The organism is Paenibacillus sp. WG02 (assembly GCF_055396115.1).
Window position 1 is genome coordinate 3898155 of sequence record NZ_AP036016.1, and the last position, 16033, is coordinate 3914187.

Genomic DNA, 16033 nt, shown 5'->3' on the forward strand with positions numbered 1-16033 from the left:
GTGGAGGTTGGGCAAGCGTATATGAGCGAAAAACTAGTGACAGTTGGTCGAATTGTGAATAGCCATGGTATTCGTGGAGAACTAAAAGTGGTTCCGGAAACTGATTTTCCTGAGCGATTTGATAAAGGAAATGCATTAATTATTGTAGATTCTCAAAATAAGCAAACGTCGGTGACGGTGAAAACCTCCCGCTTACATAAAAATATGTTTATCTTGCAGCTTGAAGAGTTCTCTAACATTAATGAGGTTGAGAAATTCAAAGGCTCACTTCTTAAAATTGAAGCTAAGGATCAACAGCCTCTTGAAGAGGGAGAATACTATTATCACGAGATCATTGGTTGTAAGGTTGTTACGGAAGATGGCCAGGAGTTAGGACTTGTTTCTGAGGTTTTGACACCAGGGGCAAATGATGTATGGGTCGTTGCTTTGCCGAAAGGCAAACAGTTGCTGCTTCCAGTTATTGATGATGTGATACTCGAAGTAGACATTGCCAACAAAACGATTCGTATTCATCTGATGGAAGGATTAATGGAATGAGAATCGATGTATTGACCCTGTTCCCGGAAATGTTCGAGGGTGTGTTTTCGTCCAGCATTTTAGGGAAAGCGCGTGATAAAGGGATTGTTGCTCTTAACACGGTTAATTTTCGAGATTATTCCAATAATAAGCATAATACAGTAGATGATTATCCTTATGGCGGCGGTGGAGGGATGGTTTTAAAGCCAGAGCCGATATTTACTGCTGTTGAGAGTTTGCCCTTACATCAAGAAGAAGGACAAGATCCTGTTAAACCGCGAGTCATTCTCATGTGCCCGCAAGGGGAGACGTTCACACAGAAGAAAGCGGAGGAGCTGTCTAACGAGCAGCATCTCGTGTTTATTTGTGGCCATTATGAAGGATATGATGAGCGCATTCGGCAGTATTTAGTAACGGATGAGCTGTCTATCGGAGATTACGTGTTAACAGGCGGCGAGCTACCCGCTATGGTCGTTATTGACAGCGTAGTAAGGCTGCTTCCTGGTGTGCTCGGCAATGAGATGTCAGCCGTGACAGATTCGTTCTCAACAGGCTTGCTGGAGTATCCCCACTATACGAGGCCTGCTAAGTTTAGGGATTGGGAAGTACCTGAGATGTTGTTATCAGGGCATCATGAGAATGTAAAGCGTTGGCGCCGCAAGGAGTCTTTGTTCCGAACGCTGGAACGCCGTCCCGATTTACTTGAAGGAAGAGAACTATCCAAAGAAGAAAAAGCTTGGGTGGTTGAATGGAAAGGGCGGAAGCAAGAGGAGTAAGCCCCCAAAAACTTCTCTATTGAATTTCTTTCCTGTCTATGATAATATATATTCTGTTGTGAATTTTTCAACAGTTCGAGTCTGGTGGTCCTCTACGCATAACAACTAAGAACGACTATGCCAATAAGCGGAATGAACACCTGTGTGGAAGGAGGGAGTCAACTATGAATCTTATTCAAGAGATTACGAAAGAGCAACTCCGTACGGATATTCCTAATTTCCGTCCAGGAGACACACTTAAAGTACACGTAAAAGTTATCGAGGGTACACGTGAGCGTATTCAGCTGTTCGAAGGTGTTGTTATTAAACGCCACGGCGGTGGGATCAGCGAAACGTTTACAGTTCGTAAAATTTCTTACGGTGTGGGTGTGGAAAGAACTTTCCCATTCCATTCTCCGAAGATTGACAAGATTGAAGTGGCTCGCCGTGGTAAAGTTCGTCGTGCGAAACTTTATTATCTGCGTGGTCTTCGTGGTAAAGCAGCAAGAATTAAAGAAATTCGATAAGAAAACGGGGGGCTTGTTCAGGCAAGTCTCCTTTTCATTTTCATGGTACATAATAGACATAAACCAAAACTGGAAAAGAGGCAATCAGTGATGGAACACAATAGTCAAGAACAGCCTTACACAGAGCCGGATAAGACAACAGAAACGACTCCTGTTAAAACAACGAAAAGCGAAACATGGGAATGGATCAAAGCATTAGTGATCGCGGGAGTGCTCGTGATTATCATTCGTTGGTTCTTGTTCTCTCCTTTTATTGTTGACGGAGACTCCATGCGTCCGAATTTTTTCACAGGTGAGCGACTCATCGTCAATAAAATTGTTTATGATATTCGCGCACCAAAACGTGGAGAAGTTATTGTTTTTCATGCACCGGAAGGTAAGGATTACATTAAACGCGTAATTGCTCTCCCAGGTGAGACTGTAAAGGTTACTGGTGACAAGGTGTTCATTAATGGTCAAGAGATTGATCAGCCTTACATCAAGGATGCGATAGAACAGGCGAAAAAAGAAGGACATCCCTATAATACGTTATCCGATTTTCAAGAGAAAAAAGTGCCTGATGGTGAAATATTCGCAATGGGAGATAACCGTGGTAACTCCAAAGACAGCCGAGCGATTGGCTTCATACCTTACAACAAAATTGTTGGCCGTGCGGAAGTCATTTTTTGGCCAGTGAGCAAAATCAGTTTCATACATTTTTGAGGTGAAGAAGAATGACCATTCAATGGTTTCCCGGTCACATGACCAAGGCTCGAAGACAAATTGAAGAAAAGCTTAAGCTGATTGATGTTGTGATCGAGCTCTTGGATGCCCGCATACCGCTCTCCAGTCGGAACCCGATGGTTGATGAGATTTTGAAAGATAAACCGAGATTGGTATTGCTTAATAAGAACGATTTGGCAGATCCGCAAGTGACGGCTGACTGGATTAAGTATTTCGCTGATCAAGGTCTCCCCGCATTGCCGATCGATGCAGCAACCGGAACACACGTCAAAGAAATTTTACCGCGTGTTAAGCAGCTTTGGGCCCATAAAATTGAACGGCAGCTAAGTAAAGGGATAAATCCCCGTGCCGTAAGGGCGCTCATTGTAGGTATCCCGAACGTTGGGAAATCGACGCTGATTAATCAACTGGCAGGTAAGAAGATTGCGGCTACTGGAGATAAGCCAGGTGTTACGAAGGGGCAGCAATGGATTAAAGTTGGAACCGAAATGGACTTGCTCGATACGCCAGGTATTTTGTGGCCAAAATTCGAAGACCAAATGGTTGGAATGAGATTGGCAGCAACAGGCGCGATTAAAGAAGAATTGCTTCATTTAGACGAGATTGCACTCTTTATCGTTAAATACATGGTTCAGAATTATGGGGCCGGTATTCAAGAACGGTTTGGGGTTCAAGACCTTCCTGAGGATTTGGACGACATACAGGAAATGGTCAAAGTCATGGAAGCTATCGGTCGTAAGCGTGGAGCGATTGTGAGCGGGGGCAAAGTGGATTTGGATAAAGCCTCTTTAATCATTATTCGAGAGCTTAGAGCTGGCAAGATGGGGCGTATTTCTTTGGAGAAGCCTTCAGATAAAAGATAAGTGGAGATAAGGAACGGTCACTTTTGGGCTCAGCTGATCAGGCGGGGTTCGGGGTGGCTTTTCTTTTTTTACATAGAATGTGAAAAAAATGGGTGTGGCTTGATGAAGCGCCAATCCTTTATAATGAGGAGATGGAAAGGGGCGAAAGCCATTGCTAGAGCATGAAAAACAACTGTGGGAGCAAGGTTTTACTCTTATAGCGGGTATCGATGAGGTAGGAAGAGGTTGTTTATTTGGAGATGTGGTCGCAGCTGCGGTTATACTTCCGATGGGATATGTGCTGGAAGGTGTAGACGATTCCAAAAAGCTTTCTGAAAAGAAGCGAGATGTCTTCTATGATCAGATCATGAATGAGGCCTTAGCTGTTGGTGTAGGCATTGTAGACGTGGATAGGATTGAAGCCATTAATATAAAACAAGCGGCAAGATTTGCTATGAAACAGGCTGTGCAGCAGTTAGCTATAGTACCTGATTTTCTCCTGGTTGATGCTGAGAACGTCGAGCTGGACATCGAACAATCCGCGATCATTCATGGAGATGCACTTAGTCAATCTATTGCAGCCGCATCGATAATTGCAAAGGTTACCAGAGATCGCATGTGTGTGGAATGGGATGCAAAGTATCCCGAGTACGGACTTGCTATACATAAAGGATATGCAACAAAGCACCATAGAGAGATGCTTTTGCGCTATGGACCTACACCGCTGCATCGGAAATTATTTATACGTAATGTGATGGCGCAATTAGAAGAGAAAGAGAATGTTTTGGAGTCTGAACAGCTGGAATTGGATCTCATATAACTTATTTTTGTAACGAAAAGGCAATCAGCCGCCGATAATATACATAAGTGTTAGGAAGATTTGAGGTGAGCGCCCTGAATATTAGTGGTTTAATTCGCAGTTTAGTCGGTGATTTAACAGCATCCGAAAGTAAGGTGCTTGAATTAAAAGTAGGACAAATTGTTAAAGGCGTTGTGCTTCAATTGCTGAGCGACCAGGAGGCGTTAATTAATATTGGCGGTGTGCAGGTTCGGGCCAAGTTGGAAACACCCCTTAAGCAGGGGGATGTCACGATGCTGCAAGTGCAGCCGGAATCTAACGGGGGTCAAGTCCTGCTCAAGCCGCTAACGGCGTCAGATGTTCAAATAACGGATGATTCGCTTAGCGAGCTGTTAAAGGCATTTACGATGAAAGATACGGCTGGGAATCGTCAAATGGTGCAGCAGATGCAGCAGGAAGGCGTTCCGGTATCGAAGGAGAATGTGAAGGCTTTTGAGGCAGTAATGCGCAGCGTGCCTGAGGGTGTCAATAAGGAAGAATGGGCACAGGCAGTCTGTACTTGCCTATAAAAAGGGTTTGCCGCTCACAGAGGCGACTGTGGGGGCTTTGAGGCAGGTTACCACGGGGCCGCCTGTGGGTAAGGTGCTGGATCAACTAGAGCAGCAGGCTACAGCCCTGCTCGAGCAAGATCCGGCGCACCCGGCGGCTGATACTGCGAAGCAGGTGGTATCGCTGCTCAAGGAGCTGCGGGCTTCCGCCGCAGCTGCGTGGCCTTCTGCGCGGCCGCCGGAGGCGCCGGCCGCGGCGGTTGTTGTTGCGCCAGCTGCTCCGCAGGCTGGCGGTGACGCTAAGGCGGCTCCCGCAGGGTCGCCGCCTGCTGTTGTGCCCGGCAGCGCGCCTGCGGCCGCTGCCGTTACGGCTCCGCCCGCTGCAGCAGCTGCTGCGGGCGCGGAGCTTCCCGCGGCGGCTGCGCCACGCGCGGAGATCGCTACCGCCGCCACGGCGCAGCCGGCGGCGGGGCTTCAGGCCGCCCGCGCAGCGGAGGCGGCCTCGACTGAGGCTCAGGCGCGCAGCGCTGAGCCTCTAGAAGGCGAACCGCCCGCGGCGGGTTCGCAGGTACATGAGCCGCCTGCGAAGCAGAAGGCGGCTTCAACAGAGGCGCAGCATCGCAGCGCTGCGCCAAGCGTGCCCGAGGCTGATCCAGAACCGAACTGGATCAGCCGCATGCTCAAAGCCGTAGGCGTGGAGCACGAGTCTCATCTAGCGGTGAAGCTAGATGAGCGCGCAGACGCTATGCTACGGGTACGCAACAACACAGACGATCAGCTGCCTAATCTGATCGCCACAGCAACTCAGCAGGACGACTCCGTCAAGCCAGCTGCTGACACACTGAAGAGTCTGCTGCTGCAGCTTGCAGCCTCTGATGACACGCCAGCGCCGCTCAAAGAGGCGGCGCAGCAAGCCATTGGGCAAATTACAGGACAACAGCTCATGTTGACAGGTGACAAGAGCTCTGTGTTTGCACATATGACACTGTTTGTCCCCTTCATGGATGGCACTGGCCAACAATCTGCCGCCATTCACATCCAATCCCGCAAAGGAAAGCGCGGGGAAGTAGACGCGAGTAATTGTCGTTTGCTGTTCGACCTGCAAATGAAAGTAATGGGCAATACGTTGCTCGATGTACATGTCGTTAACAAAATCGTATCCTTGAATATCCACAATGATCATCCTGCGTTAGCTCCCTTAATGGAGGAGTCCAAAGAAGAAATAACAGCAGCCATGAATAAAGCGGGTTACCAATTTATCTCATTGAAATGCTCGCCATATCCACAGCCGCCTGTTGTGGAGAATGAACCTTCCAAGCAAGGGGCATCTGACGGTAGAGTAGATCTTCGAGCGCTCTATCAGCCAAAAGCCTACAAAGGGGTGGATTTTCGAGCATGACCAAGCAAAGGAATGCATCTGGGGAGTCGCAGCCGACTCCTCTCAAGAAGGCTGTAGCGCTTCGCTACTCACCTGAAGCGCAAAAAGCCCCAACCCTCATTGCAAAGGGGAAAGGGCACATGGCAGAAGCCATTCTGCAGAAAGCCAAGGAGAATGGGATCCCCATTCAGGAGGATTCCTCTTTGGTTGAAGTGTTGTCTAAGTTGGATTTGGATCAAGAAATTCCCCCAGAACTGTATCAATTGGTTGCAGAGGTATTAAGTTTTATTTATCGTTCAGATAACCGAATGAGATCGTCGAGGAATGAAAGATGACAGAACTTCGTAAAGATGATCGGAAGCAGTTGGGGAAGCTTGGCGAAGAGTTGGCTGAAGCATATCTTAGTGAGCAGGATTACCGAATTGTGGAACGGAATTGGCGCTGCCGAACTGGGGAGCTTGATATTATTGCAGAGAAAGCCAATAAGTTAATTTTTGTTGAAGTCAGAACAAGGCGTCCTTCAGGTCGTTTTGGCTCAGCCAAAGAATCTGTCGACTATCGCAAGCAATTGAAAGTCAAAGAGACGGCACAATTTTACTTACATCGTTTTCAAAAATACGAGCAGTCCATTCAATTCGATGTGATCACTGTAGAAGTATCCGTGGATGGAAACGCACCTCATATAGAACACATACAAGGAGCCTTTTGAGAACCGTCTGTCGATAAGACAACGCGTCAAATGGCTCTTTTTTTATTGGGGTGTGATAGTTTCAGATTTCAATCTCCTCAATTCGCTGCTTTTTATCCAAATTACGATATTGAATCGCCTCTGCCAGATGCTGTGGCTGGATACTGTCACTTTCCTCAAGATCAGCTATGGTTAGAGCTAGTCGCAGGATGCGATCATGGGCTCTTGCACTAAGTCCCAAAGCTTCAAAAGAGGCACTAAGCAGTTGATCACCTTCTGGTGTTAGATGGCAAATTTGTCTCATTAGCTTGCCGCTCAATTCATTATTATGCTGAATACCTGTTCCGACATAGCGTTGTTGTTGTCTTTCATGTGCGCGCATAACTTGCATTAACATTTCTTTGGAAGACAAGTGATTGTTTCGTTCTTTTAGTTGCGAGTAACTTGGTTTAGGAACTTCAACATGAAGATCGATACGATCAAGCAGGGGACCAGATATCTTAGAACGATAATGAACAATTTTAGCTGGACTGCAGATGCAAGCATTTGCTTCTGTTTGGGCTCCATAATACCCGCAAGGACATGGATTCATGGCTGCAGCCAATATAAAGTGGGAGGGGAATGTGTAAACCGCTCTTGCTCTTGCAATTGTAACATGACGATCCTCAAGCGGTTGTCTAAGTACTTCGAGAGCCATTCTCGTGAATTCCGGCAGTTCATCTAGAAAAAGTATGCCGCGATGAGATAAGCTAACTTCCCCAGGTTTGGGTATTGTTCCTCCCCCGACAAGTCCGGCTGGCGATATGGTATGGTGAGGAGCTCTAAAGGATCTTGTTCGCATGAGAGAGGAGCGATCAATAAGCTTTCCTGAGGCACTGTATATCTTCGTGACTTCTAAGGCTTCTTTATCTGTCATAGGAGGCAAAATCGAGGGCATGCGCTTTACAAGCATCGTTTTCCCTGTTCCAGGGGGACCGATTAAAAGAATATTATGCATCCCGGCTGCTGCGATCATCATGGCGCGCTTCACTTGATGCTGTCCGTTGACATCGGCATAATCTTCGACAAAGTTGTGTTCTTCGGCAGAAAATGTCGAAAGTTCACCATCTTTATAATTAATGTCATTAAATATAAATGCGTGATGGGATTCCTTGTTCCATGATTTAAAGTCAGATAGGTTAGTTATCGCGCACACCTCAATACCTTCTATTAAAGCGGCTTCAGGAGCATTCGCGAAGGGAAGGCATACACGTTTAATCCCTAACTTTTTAGCGGCATGCGCCATAGAAAGAACGCCCGGTATGGGACGAAGTGAACCATCCAATGCTAGTTCACCTAGAAACAAAGTGTTTTGCAAGCTGTCCATTGGCACCTGACCAGTTGTAATCAGAATGCCTACCGCAATGGCTAAATCAAAGGATGAGCCTTCTTTGCGTAAATCTGCTGGCGCGAGATTGACCGTAATCCGATCCATCGGGAATGTGTATCCGCAATTTTTGATGGAGGAACGCACTCTTTCGACAGATTCCCGAATGGCTGAGTCGGGGAGGCCGACCAAGTTAATTTGGGGTAAACCGCTTGAGATATCGACCTCTACTTCGATTGTTTGACCTTCTATACCCTGTAAGCAAGCGCTCATGACTTTGCCATACATGAAAAAAACACCTTCCTCTCCAATGTTACACAGCCGTTTTGAGCTGTCATAAAGTGGGATAAAAGGTGCTTCCTTATTGATCCGTTTTATACTTTGCCCTAATTGTATACGATAATGGTAAATTTACGCAATCCGGAAATGATCACCTCATACGTTTTAAAAATGCACGGCATGCACATACTGGAACTAGAGGTGATGATATGCAGGAGAAACCCTATTTTTGTCCCAATTGTCGTTCCAATCGAATCAAGTTCAGTGTAATCACCAGCTATTCTCAGTCGTTTTTGAAGGACGCTCTATCAGGAAATATTACAGAATTCAAGGACCCTGACGCGATAGCAGAGCCAGAACCAACGATTCAATGCTTGGTGTGCAGTTTCACGGGCAATGAGCTTCGCTTCATTAAACAAGCGGAGCGTGAACCGCGAATGAATACACCAACAACGCCGCTCTACTAATAAAGTCGAAGCTAGACGTATTTTTCAGTTATTGAAAATGCGTCTTTTTTTATGTTGAAAGTGATAGCTAAAGTTTTTCAGCGTGAAAGGAAAATTCGAACGCATTAACGAAAAAAATAAGGAAACTGTCGAAAATTAGTGATACAATGGTTAGGGCTTGTGAAGAAGTGTGATACTAATTCCGGCAGCAAGATTTATTTCGTGCACTACACAAATAGGAAATTACACTTTTTCCCTGTATAGCACGTTTAGAAAGTCCATACTGATAGGAGGATTTTAGGAAATGAATATCCATGAGTATCAAGGCAAAGAAGTCCTGAGACAGTACGGAGTCAACGTTCCTAACGGAAAAGTTGCTTTTACCGTTGACGAAGCTGTTGAAGCAGCAAAAGAACTCGGAACATCCGTCGTTGTTGTAAAGGCGCAAATTCATGCCGGAGGTCGCGGGAAAGCAGGCGGCGTTAAGGTAGCCAAAAGCCTCGATGAAGTTCGTACATATGCTAGCGAAATTCTGGGTAAAGTTCTTGTCACTCACCAAACAGGTCCTGAAGGCAAAGAAGTTAAACGCCTGTTGATCGAAGAAGGCTGTGACATTAAGAAAGAATATTATGTTGGTGTTGTTGTTGACCGTGCGACAGGCAGCGTCGTTTTGATGGCATCTGAAGAGGGCGGTACGGAGATTGAAGAGGTTGCTGAGCATTCTCCTGAGAAAATCTTCAAAGAAGTTGTGGATCCAGCTATCGGTCTTCAAGCTTTCCAAGCACGCAGACTTGCTTACTCCATCAACATTCCTAACGAGCTTGTTAACAAAGCGGTTAAATTCATGCTTGCTCTTTATAAAGCATTCGTAGAGAAAGACGCGTCCATTGCCGAAATCAACCCATTGGTTGTTACTGGTTCTGGCGACGTTATGGCTCTTGATGCCAAATTGAATTTTGATTCCAACGCTCTTTTCCGTCACAAAGATATCGTTGAACTTCGTGACCTTGAAGAAGAAGATGCGAAAGAAATTCAAGCTTCTAAATTCGACCTTAGCTACATCGCTCTTGATGGTAATATCGGTTGTATGGTTAACGGCGCAGGACTTGCTATGGCCACTATGGACATTATCAAGCACTACGGCGGAGACCCGGCTAACTTCCTAGACGTAGGGGGCGGCGCTACGAAAGAGAAAGTTACTGAAGCTTTCAAAATCATCTTGTCCGATGAGCAAGTTAAAGGGATCTTCGTTAACATTTTCGGCGGTATCATGCGTTGTGACGTTATTGCTGATGGTGTTGTAGCTGCTGCTAGAGAGCTTGGACTTTCTCGTCCGCTTGTTGTTCGTCTTGAAGGAACTAACGTTGAGCTTGGTAAAAAGATTCTAAACGAATCCGGTTTGAACATTGTTGCTGCTGACTCCATGGCAGACGGCGCACAAAAAATCGTTGCTTTAGTTAAATAATTAAAAACCCGAGCGGTTTCAAATAATATAGGGGATGTGAACAAAAGATCATGAGTATTTTGGTTAATAAACATACAAAAGTCATTACTCAAGGGATTACCGGCGCTACGGGTTTGTTTCATACCAAAGGCGGTCTGGAATACGGCACACAAATGGTTGGTGGCGTAACCCCAGGTAAAGGCGGAACAAAAGTAGATATCACATTGGAAAACGGTGAGCTAGTTCAGCTTCCAGTTTTCAACACAGTTATCGAAGCTAAAAATGCAACTGGTGCTACAGCATCTGTTATCTATGTACCACCGGCTTTTGCTGCAGAGTCGATCATTGAAGCTATTGAAGCTGAGCTTGATCTGGTTATCTGTATCACTGAAGGTATTCCTGTTCTTGACATGGTTAACGTAAAACGTTACCTGGAAGGCAAGAAAACCGTTCTAATCGGACCTAACTGTCCGGGCGTTATTACACCAGGCGAATGCAAAATCGGTATTATGCCGGGTTACATTCATACGCCAGGTCACGTAGGTGTAGTTTCCCGTTCTGGAACACTAACTTATGAAGCAGTTCACCAATTGACAACTCGCGGTATTGGACAATCCTCTGCAGTAGGTATCGGAGGAGACCCTGTTAAAGGCTCCGAGTTTATCGATATCCTTAAACGCTTTAACGATGATCCAGATACGTATGCTGTCATCATGATTGGTGAAATCGGCGGTACGGCAGAAGAAGAAGCAGCTGAGTGGGTTGCTGCCAACATGACGAAGCCAGTTGTAGGCTTTATCGGCGGTAAAACAGCTCCTCCAGGAAAACGTATGGGCCATGCTGGCGCCATTATTTCCGGTGGTAAAGGAACAGCAGCTGAGAAAGTTGCAACGATGGAAAGATGCGGTATCCGTGTTGCGGCTACACCATCTGAAATGGGTTCCACACTTGTAAGCGTGCTTGAAGAAAAAGGCATGTTGGATAAAGTCATCACAAAAAAATAGTTTTCTTCTAACGAAGGTAAGCAACCTTCCATCTCCCTGAATCAGGGATTTGGGAGGTTTTTTGTTTTTCTTGGCTTTGCAACCATTTGTTATTCAAGAAGGGAGTGTATATACTTATGGATAATCGTTTTATTTTGTTTGGGCTCCACGAGCTCGAGGGCGTTGGTTGGAAAACGATTCTTCAGCTCCTGAGCCGCTTTCCTGAACCTCACGTGCTGTTTGAGCTTTCAGCTGCAGCAATTGCCTCCAAAGGTATTCGAACTTCCATTGCTGAACAAATTGCTGCGCGGTTTACACCGACTTTTATTGAGCAAAAGCTTGAGTTATATAAGAAGCAATCCATTCAAATTCTAACGCTTTTGGATGAGGACTACCCTTCGATTCTTAAAGAAATTGCGCAGCCCCCTTGGGTGTTATATGTGAAAGGGAATGTATCATTATTAAATGGGCGTCTCCTTGGCATGGTTGGAACACGTACCCCTACGCTTTATGGTAAGAAAATTGCTGAGGAGTGGGCAGCAGCCCTTTCTAGAGCGGGATTCGGAATCGTAAGTGGACTGGCAAGGGGGATTGACAGCAAGGCCCATATTGGTGCATTGCAAGGTAAATCCAAAACAGTTGCTGTTCTTGGATGTGCGATTAATCAAATTTATCCGCGTGAGAATGCCTTATTATATCGAAATATAGAACAAGAGGGTGTCATTATTTCTGAATATCCCATAGGCACGGGCATGAGGCCTGGTATGTTCCCACAGAGAAATCGAATCATAGCAGGATTGTCATTAGGAGTTACAGTTGTGGAAGCAGCAGAAGATAGCGGCTCTCTGATAACAGTTGAATTTGCCGTGGATGAATCAAGAGATGTATTCGCCGTTCCAGGTCCTATTGACTCTAACCAAAGTAGTGGTGTCCACAAGCTTCTAAAGGATGGCGCAAAGTTGGTTACCCGTGTAGACGAGATTGTAGAGGATTATAAACATATGTTAAGCGCGGAAGAAAAGGGTGCCATGAAGAAGCCTGTGCCAACATTTTCGCTTACGGATGAGGAAGGCGAAATCGTTCGAAAGTTGTCGAATGAGCCTGTCTCGATTGATGCTCTATTAGAGGACAGTCAATTTACGTTTGGACATTTGCATGCAGTTCTGTTATCTTTGGTAATGAAAAAGGCGATTAAACAGCTTCCGGGTTCTACTTACATACTAGCATAGGCTAATACGAAGCTTTTCTTCTCGCCAATAGACTTTACCTTGAAACCAAGAGGGGAGGAAGGACGATCCATGGCGGATTCTTTAGTCATAGTTGAGTCACCAGCAAAAGCCAAAACCATTGGCAAATATTTGGGAAGTAAATTTATCGTAAAAGCCTCAATGGGTCATATTCGCGACCTTCCGAAAAGCCAAATTGGCGTAGAAGTGGATCGTAACTTTGAGCCTAAATACATAACAATCCGCGGTAAAGGTTCTATACTTAAGGAATTAAAAGATGCGAGTAAAAAAGTAAAAAAAATATATCTAGCGGCGGATCCGGATCGTGAAGGTGAAGCCATTGCCTGGCACTTAGCTCATTATTTGGATGTAGGATCCGAAGAACTCTGCCGTGTTGTATTTAATGAGATAACGAAGGATGCGGTAAAGGATGCCTTCAAAACGCCGCGCCGAATTAATCAAGATCTCGTTAACGCACAGCAAGCTCGACGTATACTGGACCGACTCGTTGGTTATAAAATCAGTCCTTTACTTTGGAAAAAAGTGAAAAAAGGCTTGTCTGCAGGCCGTGTACAGTCGGTTGCGGTTAAATTGATACAAGACAGAGAGAATGAGATCAAGGCTTTCGAACCTGAAGAATATTGGTCAATTACCGTTGTTTTGGATGCTGGTAAAACCGTGTTCGAAGCGAAGTATCACAGCATTAACGGTGAGAAAAAGGAACTGCATTCGCAAGAGGATGTTGATCTGATTTTAGCTGCTATGGGCAGTGATGCTTTTACAGTAAAAGAAGTGAAAGAGAAAGAGCGCCAGCGTAATCCTTCTCCTCCTTTCATTACAAGCTCTATGCAGCAGGAAGCGGCGAGGAAACTTAATTTCCGTGCGTCGAAGACCATGTCTGTGGCTCAGCAATTATATGAAGGAATAGACTTAGGAAAAGAAGGTACGGTTGGTTTGATTACCTACATGCGTACCGATTCCACCCGTATTTCGCCGGTTGCCCAAGAAGAAGCCAAAGATTTTATTTTTAATAAATATGGCCCTGAATTTTATCCGGAGACACCTCGCCAGTACACGAAGAAAAATGCTAATGCGCAAGACGCGCATGAAGGTATTCGACCTACATCTGTACTTCGAGAACCCGATCAAATGAAGGCATTTCTAAGTAAAGATCAGTATCGTCTGTACAAGCTGGTTTGGGATCGCTTCGTTGCAAGTCAAATGGCTTCAGCCGTCTTAGATACGATGACCATTGATTTAACAGCTGGAGATACCGTATTTAGAGCGAATGGATCCAAGATGAAGTTTGCTGGATTTATGAAAGTTTATGTCGAGAGCAATGACGATGGTACGACAGAAGAGGACAAATTGCTGCCGCCTCTGACTAAGGGAGATTCTTTGCAGAAGCAAAGCGTGGATCCGAAGCAGCACTTTACTCAACCGCCTCCAAGGTATACAGAAGCGCGTTTAGTTAGGGCGTTAGAGGAAATGGGCATTGGGCGTCCAAGTACGTATGCACCGACATTGGAGACGATTCAGAAGCGTGGGTATGTTGCCATCGAAGAGAAGAAATTCGTGCCTACGGAGCTTGGTGAGTTAGTTATTCAATTGATGCAGGAGTTTTTCCCTGAAATTCTTGATATCGAGTTCACGGCTCATATGGAAGAAGAGCTTGACTTCGTCGAAGAAGGAAAAGAAGACTGGGTTCGAGTTCTGGATACGTTCTACACGTCCTTTGAAAAGCGGCTTATATTCGCTGAAGAGGAAATGAAGGAAATCGAAATTCAGGATGAAATCTCTGATGAGATTTGCGAGAAATGCGGTAAACATCTTGTTTATAAAATGGGGCGTTTCGGTAAGTTTCTAGCATGTTCTGGATTCCCGGATTGCCGCAATACGAAACCGATCATTAAAGATATTGGGGTTACATGTCCAACTTGTCATACAGGGAAAATTGTCGAACGCAGAAGCAAGAAAGGGCGAGTTTTCTACGGTTGCGATCAATATCCAACCTGTGATTTTGTCTCATGGGATAAACCGGTCAATAAGCCATGTCCTGTATGCAGCTCGATGATGATCGAGAAAAGAAGCAAGAACGGCGTGAGCATTCAGTGTACGCAATGTGATCATAAAGAAGAAGTCAGTGACGATAATTCAGATGATATGAAAGATTAGAGGTGTCCGATTTTGCCAGAATATCAAAGAGTAACAGTCATCGGTGCAGGATTGGCTGGAAGTGAAGCCGCCTGGCAAATTGCCCGTCAGGGTGTGCCTGTTACTTTATACGAAATGCGTAATGTCCGTAAAACCCCAGCACATATAACTGATCAGTTTGCTGAGCTGGTCTGTAGTAACTCACTTCGTTCGAATGGTCTTACCAACGCTGTAGGAGTACTCAAGGAAGAAATGAGACGTATGGATTCGCTCATTCTATCTTGTGCTGATGAGCATGCTGTACCGGCAGGAGGCGCGCTAGCTGTTGACCGTGATGGTTTCTCTCAAGCTGTTACATCGACGCTTCGCAACCATCCGCTCATAGAAGTTCGCAATGAGGAAGTTCAAACCCTACCTGAAGGTATTACGGTAGTTGCCTCAGGTCCATTGACATCACCAGCACTTTCAGCTGGCCTCAAAGAGCTTATGGGTGAGGAGTACTTGTACTTCTATGATGCAGCAGCTCCGATCGTGGAGAAGGACTCCATTGATATGAATAAGGTGTACCTGGCTTCCCGTTATGACAAGGGAGAGGCCGCGTACCTTAATTGTCCTATGACAGAAGAAGAATTCAACGTTTTCTATGAAGCTTTAATAACGGCTGAGGTTGCTGAGCTGAAGGAATTCGAGAAAGAAATTTATTTCGAAGGCTGCATGCCCTTAGAAGTCATGGCGAAGCGCGGTAGACAAACGGTTCTGTTCGGGCCGATGAAACCAGTCGGTTTAATAAATCCACATACAGGCAAGATGCCGCATGCTGTCGTTCAACTTCGTCAAGATAATGCAGCTGGAACTTTGTATAACTTAGTTGGTTTCCAAACCCATTTAAAATGGGGAGAGCAGAAACGGGTATTGTCTTTGATTCCAGGGTTAGAGCAAGCAGAGTTCGTACGCTATGGTGTTATGCATCGCAACACGTTTATAAATTCACCAAAGCTTCTTGAACCTACGTATCAATTTAAACGTCGTGAAAATCTGTTTTTTGCAGGTCAAATGACGGGTGTAGAAGGATATGTTGAATCAGCGGCTTCTGGTCTTATTGCAGGTATGAATGCGGGGCGTTTAGCTAAAGGTCAGTCTTGTTTGATTGTACCGGAGGAAACGACTTTAGGCAGTATGGCACATTACATTACGACAGCTGACTTTAAACATTTTCAGCCGATGAATGCTAATTTTGGTTTGCTTCCTCAATTACCCGAACGAATTCGCAATAAAAAAGAAAAATACGAGAAGCTGGCTAACCGTGCTTTGGAAAGTATTCAGAATTTTAAGAAAACATATGCAGAGTAGGTTGTAATT

General features: G+C 45.4%; 17 protein-coding genes. 16 read left to right on the plus strand and 1 reads right to left on the minus strand.

From position 1 onward, the window contains the following. Positions 1–21: 21 nt before the first annotated feature. From rimM to ACBP55_RS17385, 10 genes are all read left to right on the plus strand, one after another. Positions 22–537, plus strand: a complete 516-nt coding sequence (rimM, locus tag ACBP55_RS17340) for a ribosome maturation factor RimM (protein WP_464652936.1) — start codon at positions 22–24, stop codon at positions 535–537. Continuing rightward, a complete protein-coding gene (gene trmD, locus ACBP55_RS17345; protein ID WP_464652937.1) occupies positions 534–1292 on the plus strand; it encodes a tRNA (guanosine(37)-N1)-methyltransferase TrmD in 759 nt (252 codons plus the stop codon). Before rimM ends, trmD begins: the two co-directional genes overlap by 4 nt. A gap of 164 nt (positions 1293–1456) precedes the next feature. Then, a complete protein-coding gene (gene rplS / locus ACBP55_RS17350; RefSeq protein ID WP_028558249.1) occupies positions 1457–1798 on the plus strand; it encodes a 50S ribosomal protein L19 in 342 nt (113 codons plus the stop codon). 90 nt (positions 1799–1888) lie between these two features. Then, positions 1889–2500: a signal peptidase I gene (lepB, locus tag ACBP55_RS17355; RefSeq protein WP_464652938.1), complete on the plus strand. Its 612-nt coding sequence runs from the start codon at positions 1889–1891 to the stop codon at positions 2498–2500. Between the two features lie 11 nt (positions 2501–2511). Continuing rightward, on the plus strand, positions 2512–3384 hold the full coding sequence (gene ylqF, locus ACBP55_RS17360; protein WP_464652939.1) for a ribosome biogenesis GTPase YlqF: 873 nt from the start codon (positions 2512–2514) through the stop codon (positions 3382–3384). A gap of 151 nt (positions 3385–3535) precedes the next feature. Beyond that, positions 3536–4183: a ribonuclease HII gene (locus ACBP55_RS17365; RefSeq protein ID WP_464652940.1), complete on the plus strand. Its 648-nt coding sequence runs from the start codon at positions 3536–3538 to the stop codon at positions 4181–4183. Positions 4184–4248: 65 nt separating this feature from the next. Continuing rightward, the gene (locus tag ACBP55_RS17370; RefSeq protein WP_464652941.1) at positions 4249–4731 is read left to right on the plus strand and encodes a hypothetical protein; all 483 of its coding nucleotides are present in this window, start codon (positions 4249–4251) and stop codon (positions 4729–4731) included. Further along, entirely contained in the window at positions 4685–6109 is a 1425-nt protein-coding gene (locus tag ACBP55_RS17375; RefSeq protein WP_464652942.1) for a hypothetical protein, read from the plus strand. Before ACBP55_RS17370 ends, ACBP55_RS17375 begins: the two co-directional genes overlap by 47 nt. Continuing rightward, positions 6106–6423 carry an EscU/YscU/HrcU family type III secretion system export apparatus switch protein gene (locus tag ACBP55_RS17380; RefSeq protein WP_464652943.1) on the plus strand — a complete coding sequence of 106 codons (318 nt, stop codon included), beginning with the start codon at positions 6106–6108 and terminating at the stop codon, positions 6421–6423. Before ACBP55_RS17375 ends, ACBP55_RS17380 begins: the two co-directional genes overlap by 4 nt. Then, positions 6420–6797 carry a YraN family protein gene (locus tag ACBP55_RS17385; protein ID WP_464652944.1) on the plus strand — a complete coding sequence of 126 codons (378 nt, stop codon included), beginning with the start codon at positions 6420–6422 and terminating at the stop codon, positions 6795–6797. The genes ACBP55_RS17380 and ACBP55_RS17385 overlap by 4 nt, the downstream gene beginning before the upstream one ends. 61 nt (positions 6798–6858) lie before the next feature. Here the strand turns inward: ACBP55_RS17385 and ACBP55_RS17390 are convergent, their stop codons facing one another. Next, positions 6859–8430: a YifB family Mg chelatase-like AAA ATPase gene (locus ACBP55_RS17390; RefSeq protein WP_464652945.1), complete on the minus strand. Its 1572-nt coding sequence runs from the start codon at positions 8428–8430 to the stop codon at positions 6859–6861. 200 nt (positions 8431–8630) lie between these two features. On the opposite strand from ACBP55_RS17390, the gene ACBP55_RS17395 reads away from it, so the two are divergent. The 6 genes from ACBP55_RS17395 (at position 8631) to trmFO (ending at position 16024) form a co-directional block, all read left to right on the plus strand. Beyond that, positions 8631–8888 (plus strand): hypothetical protein, encoded by a 258-nt coding sequence (locus ACBP55_RS17395; RefSeq protein WP_464652946.1) that lies wholly within the window; start codon positions 8631–8633, stop codon positions 8886–8888. 283 nt (positions 8889–9171) lie between these two features. Then, positions 9172–10332, plus strand: coding sequence for an ADP-forming succinate--CoA ligase subunit beta (sucC, locus tag ACBP55_RS17400; RefSeq protein WP_029195343.1), 1161 nt, complete (start codon positions 9172–9174; stop codon positions 10330–10332). A 50-nt stretch (positions 10333–10382) separates the two neighbouring features. Beyond that, the gene (gene sucD / locus ACBP55_RS17405; RefSeq protein ID WP_029195344.1) at positions 10383–11315 is read left to right on the plus strand and encodes a succinate--CoA ligase subunit alpha; all 933 of its coding nucleotides are present in this window, start codon (positions 10383–10385) and stop codon (positions 11313–11315) included. Positions 11316–11431: 116 nt separating this feature from the next. Next, positions 11432–12523 carry a DNA-processing protein DprA gene (gene dprA / locus ACBP55_RS17410; RefSeq protein WP_464652947.1) on the plus strand — a complete coding sequence of 364 codons (1092 nt, stop codon included), beginning with the start codon at positions 11432–11434 and terminating at the stop codon, positions 12521–12523. A gap of 69 nt (positions 12524–12592) precedes the next feature. Further along, a complete protein-coding gene (gene topA, locus ACBP55_RS17415; protein WP_464652948.1) occupies positions 12593–14695 on the plus strand; it encodes a type I DNA topoisomerase in 2103 nt (700 codons plus the stop codon). A gap of 12 nt (positions 14696–14707) precedes the next feature. Beyond that, the gene (gene trmFO, locus ACBP55_RS17420) at positions 14708–16024 is read left to right on the plus strand and encodes an FADH(2)-oxidizing methylenetetrahydrofolate--tRNA-(uracil(54)-C(5))-methyltransferase TrmFO (RefSeq protein WP_029195347.1); all 1317 of its coding nucleotides are present in this window, start codon (positions 14708–14710) and stop codon (positions 16022–16024) included. Positions 16025–16033 lie beyond the last annotated feature (9 nt).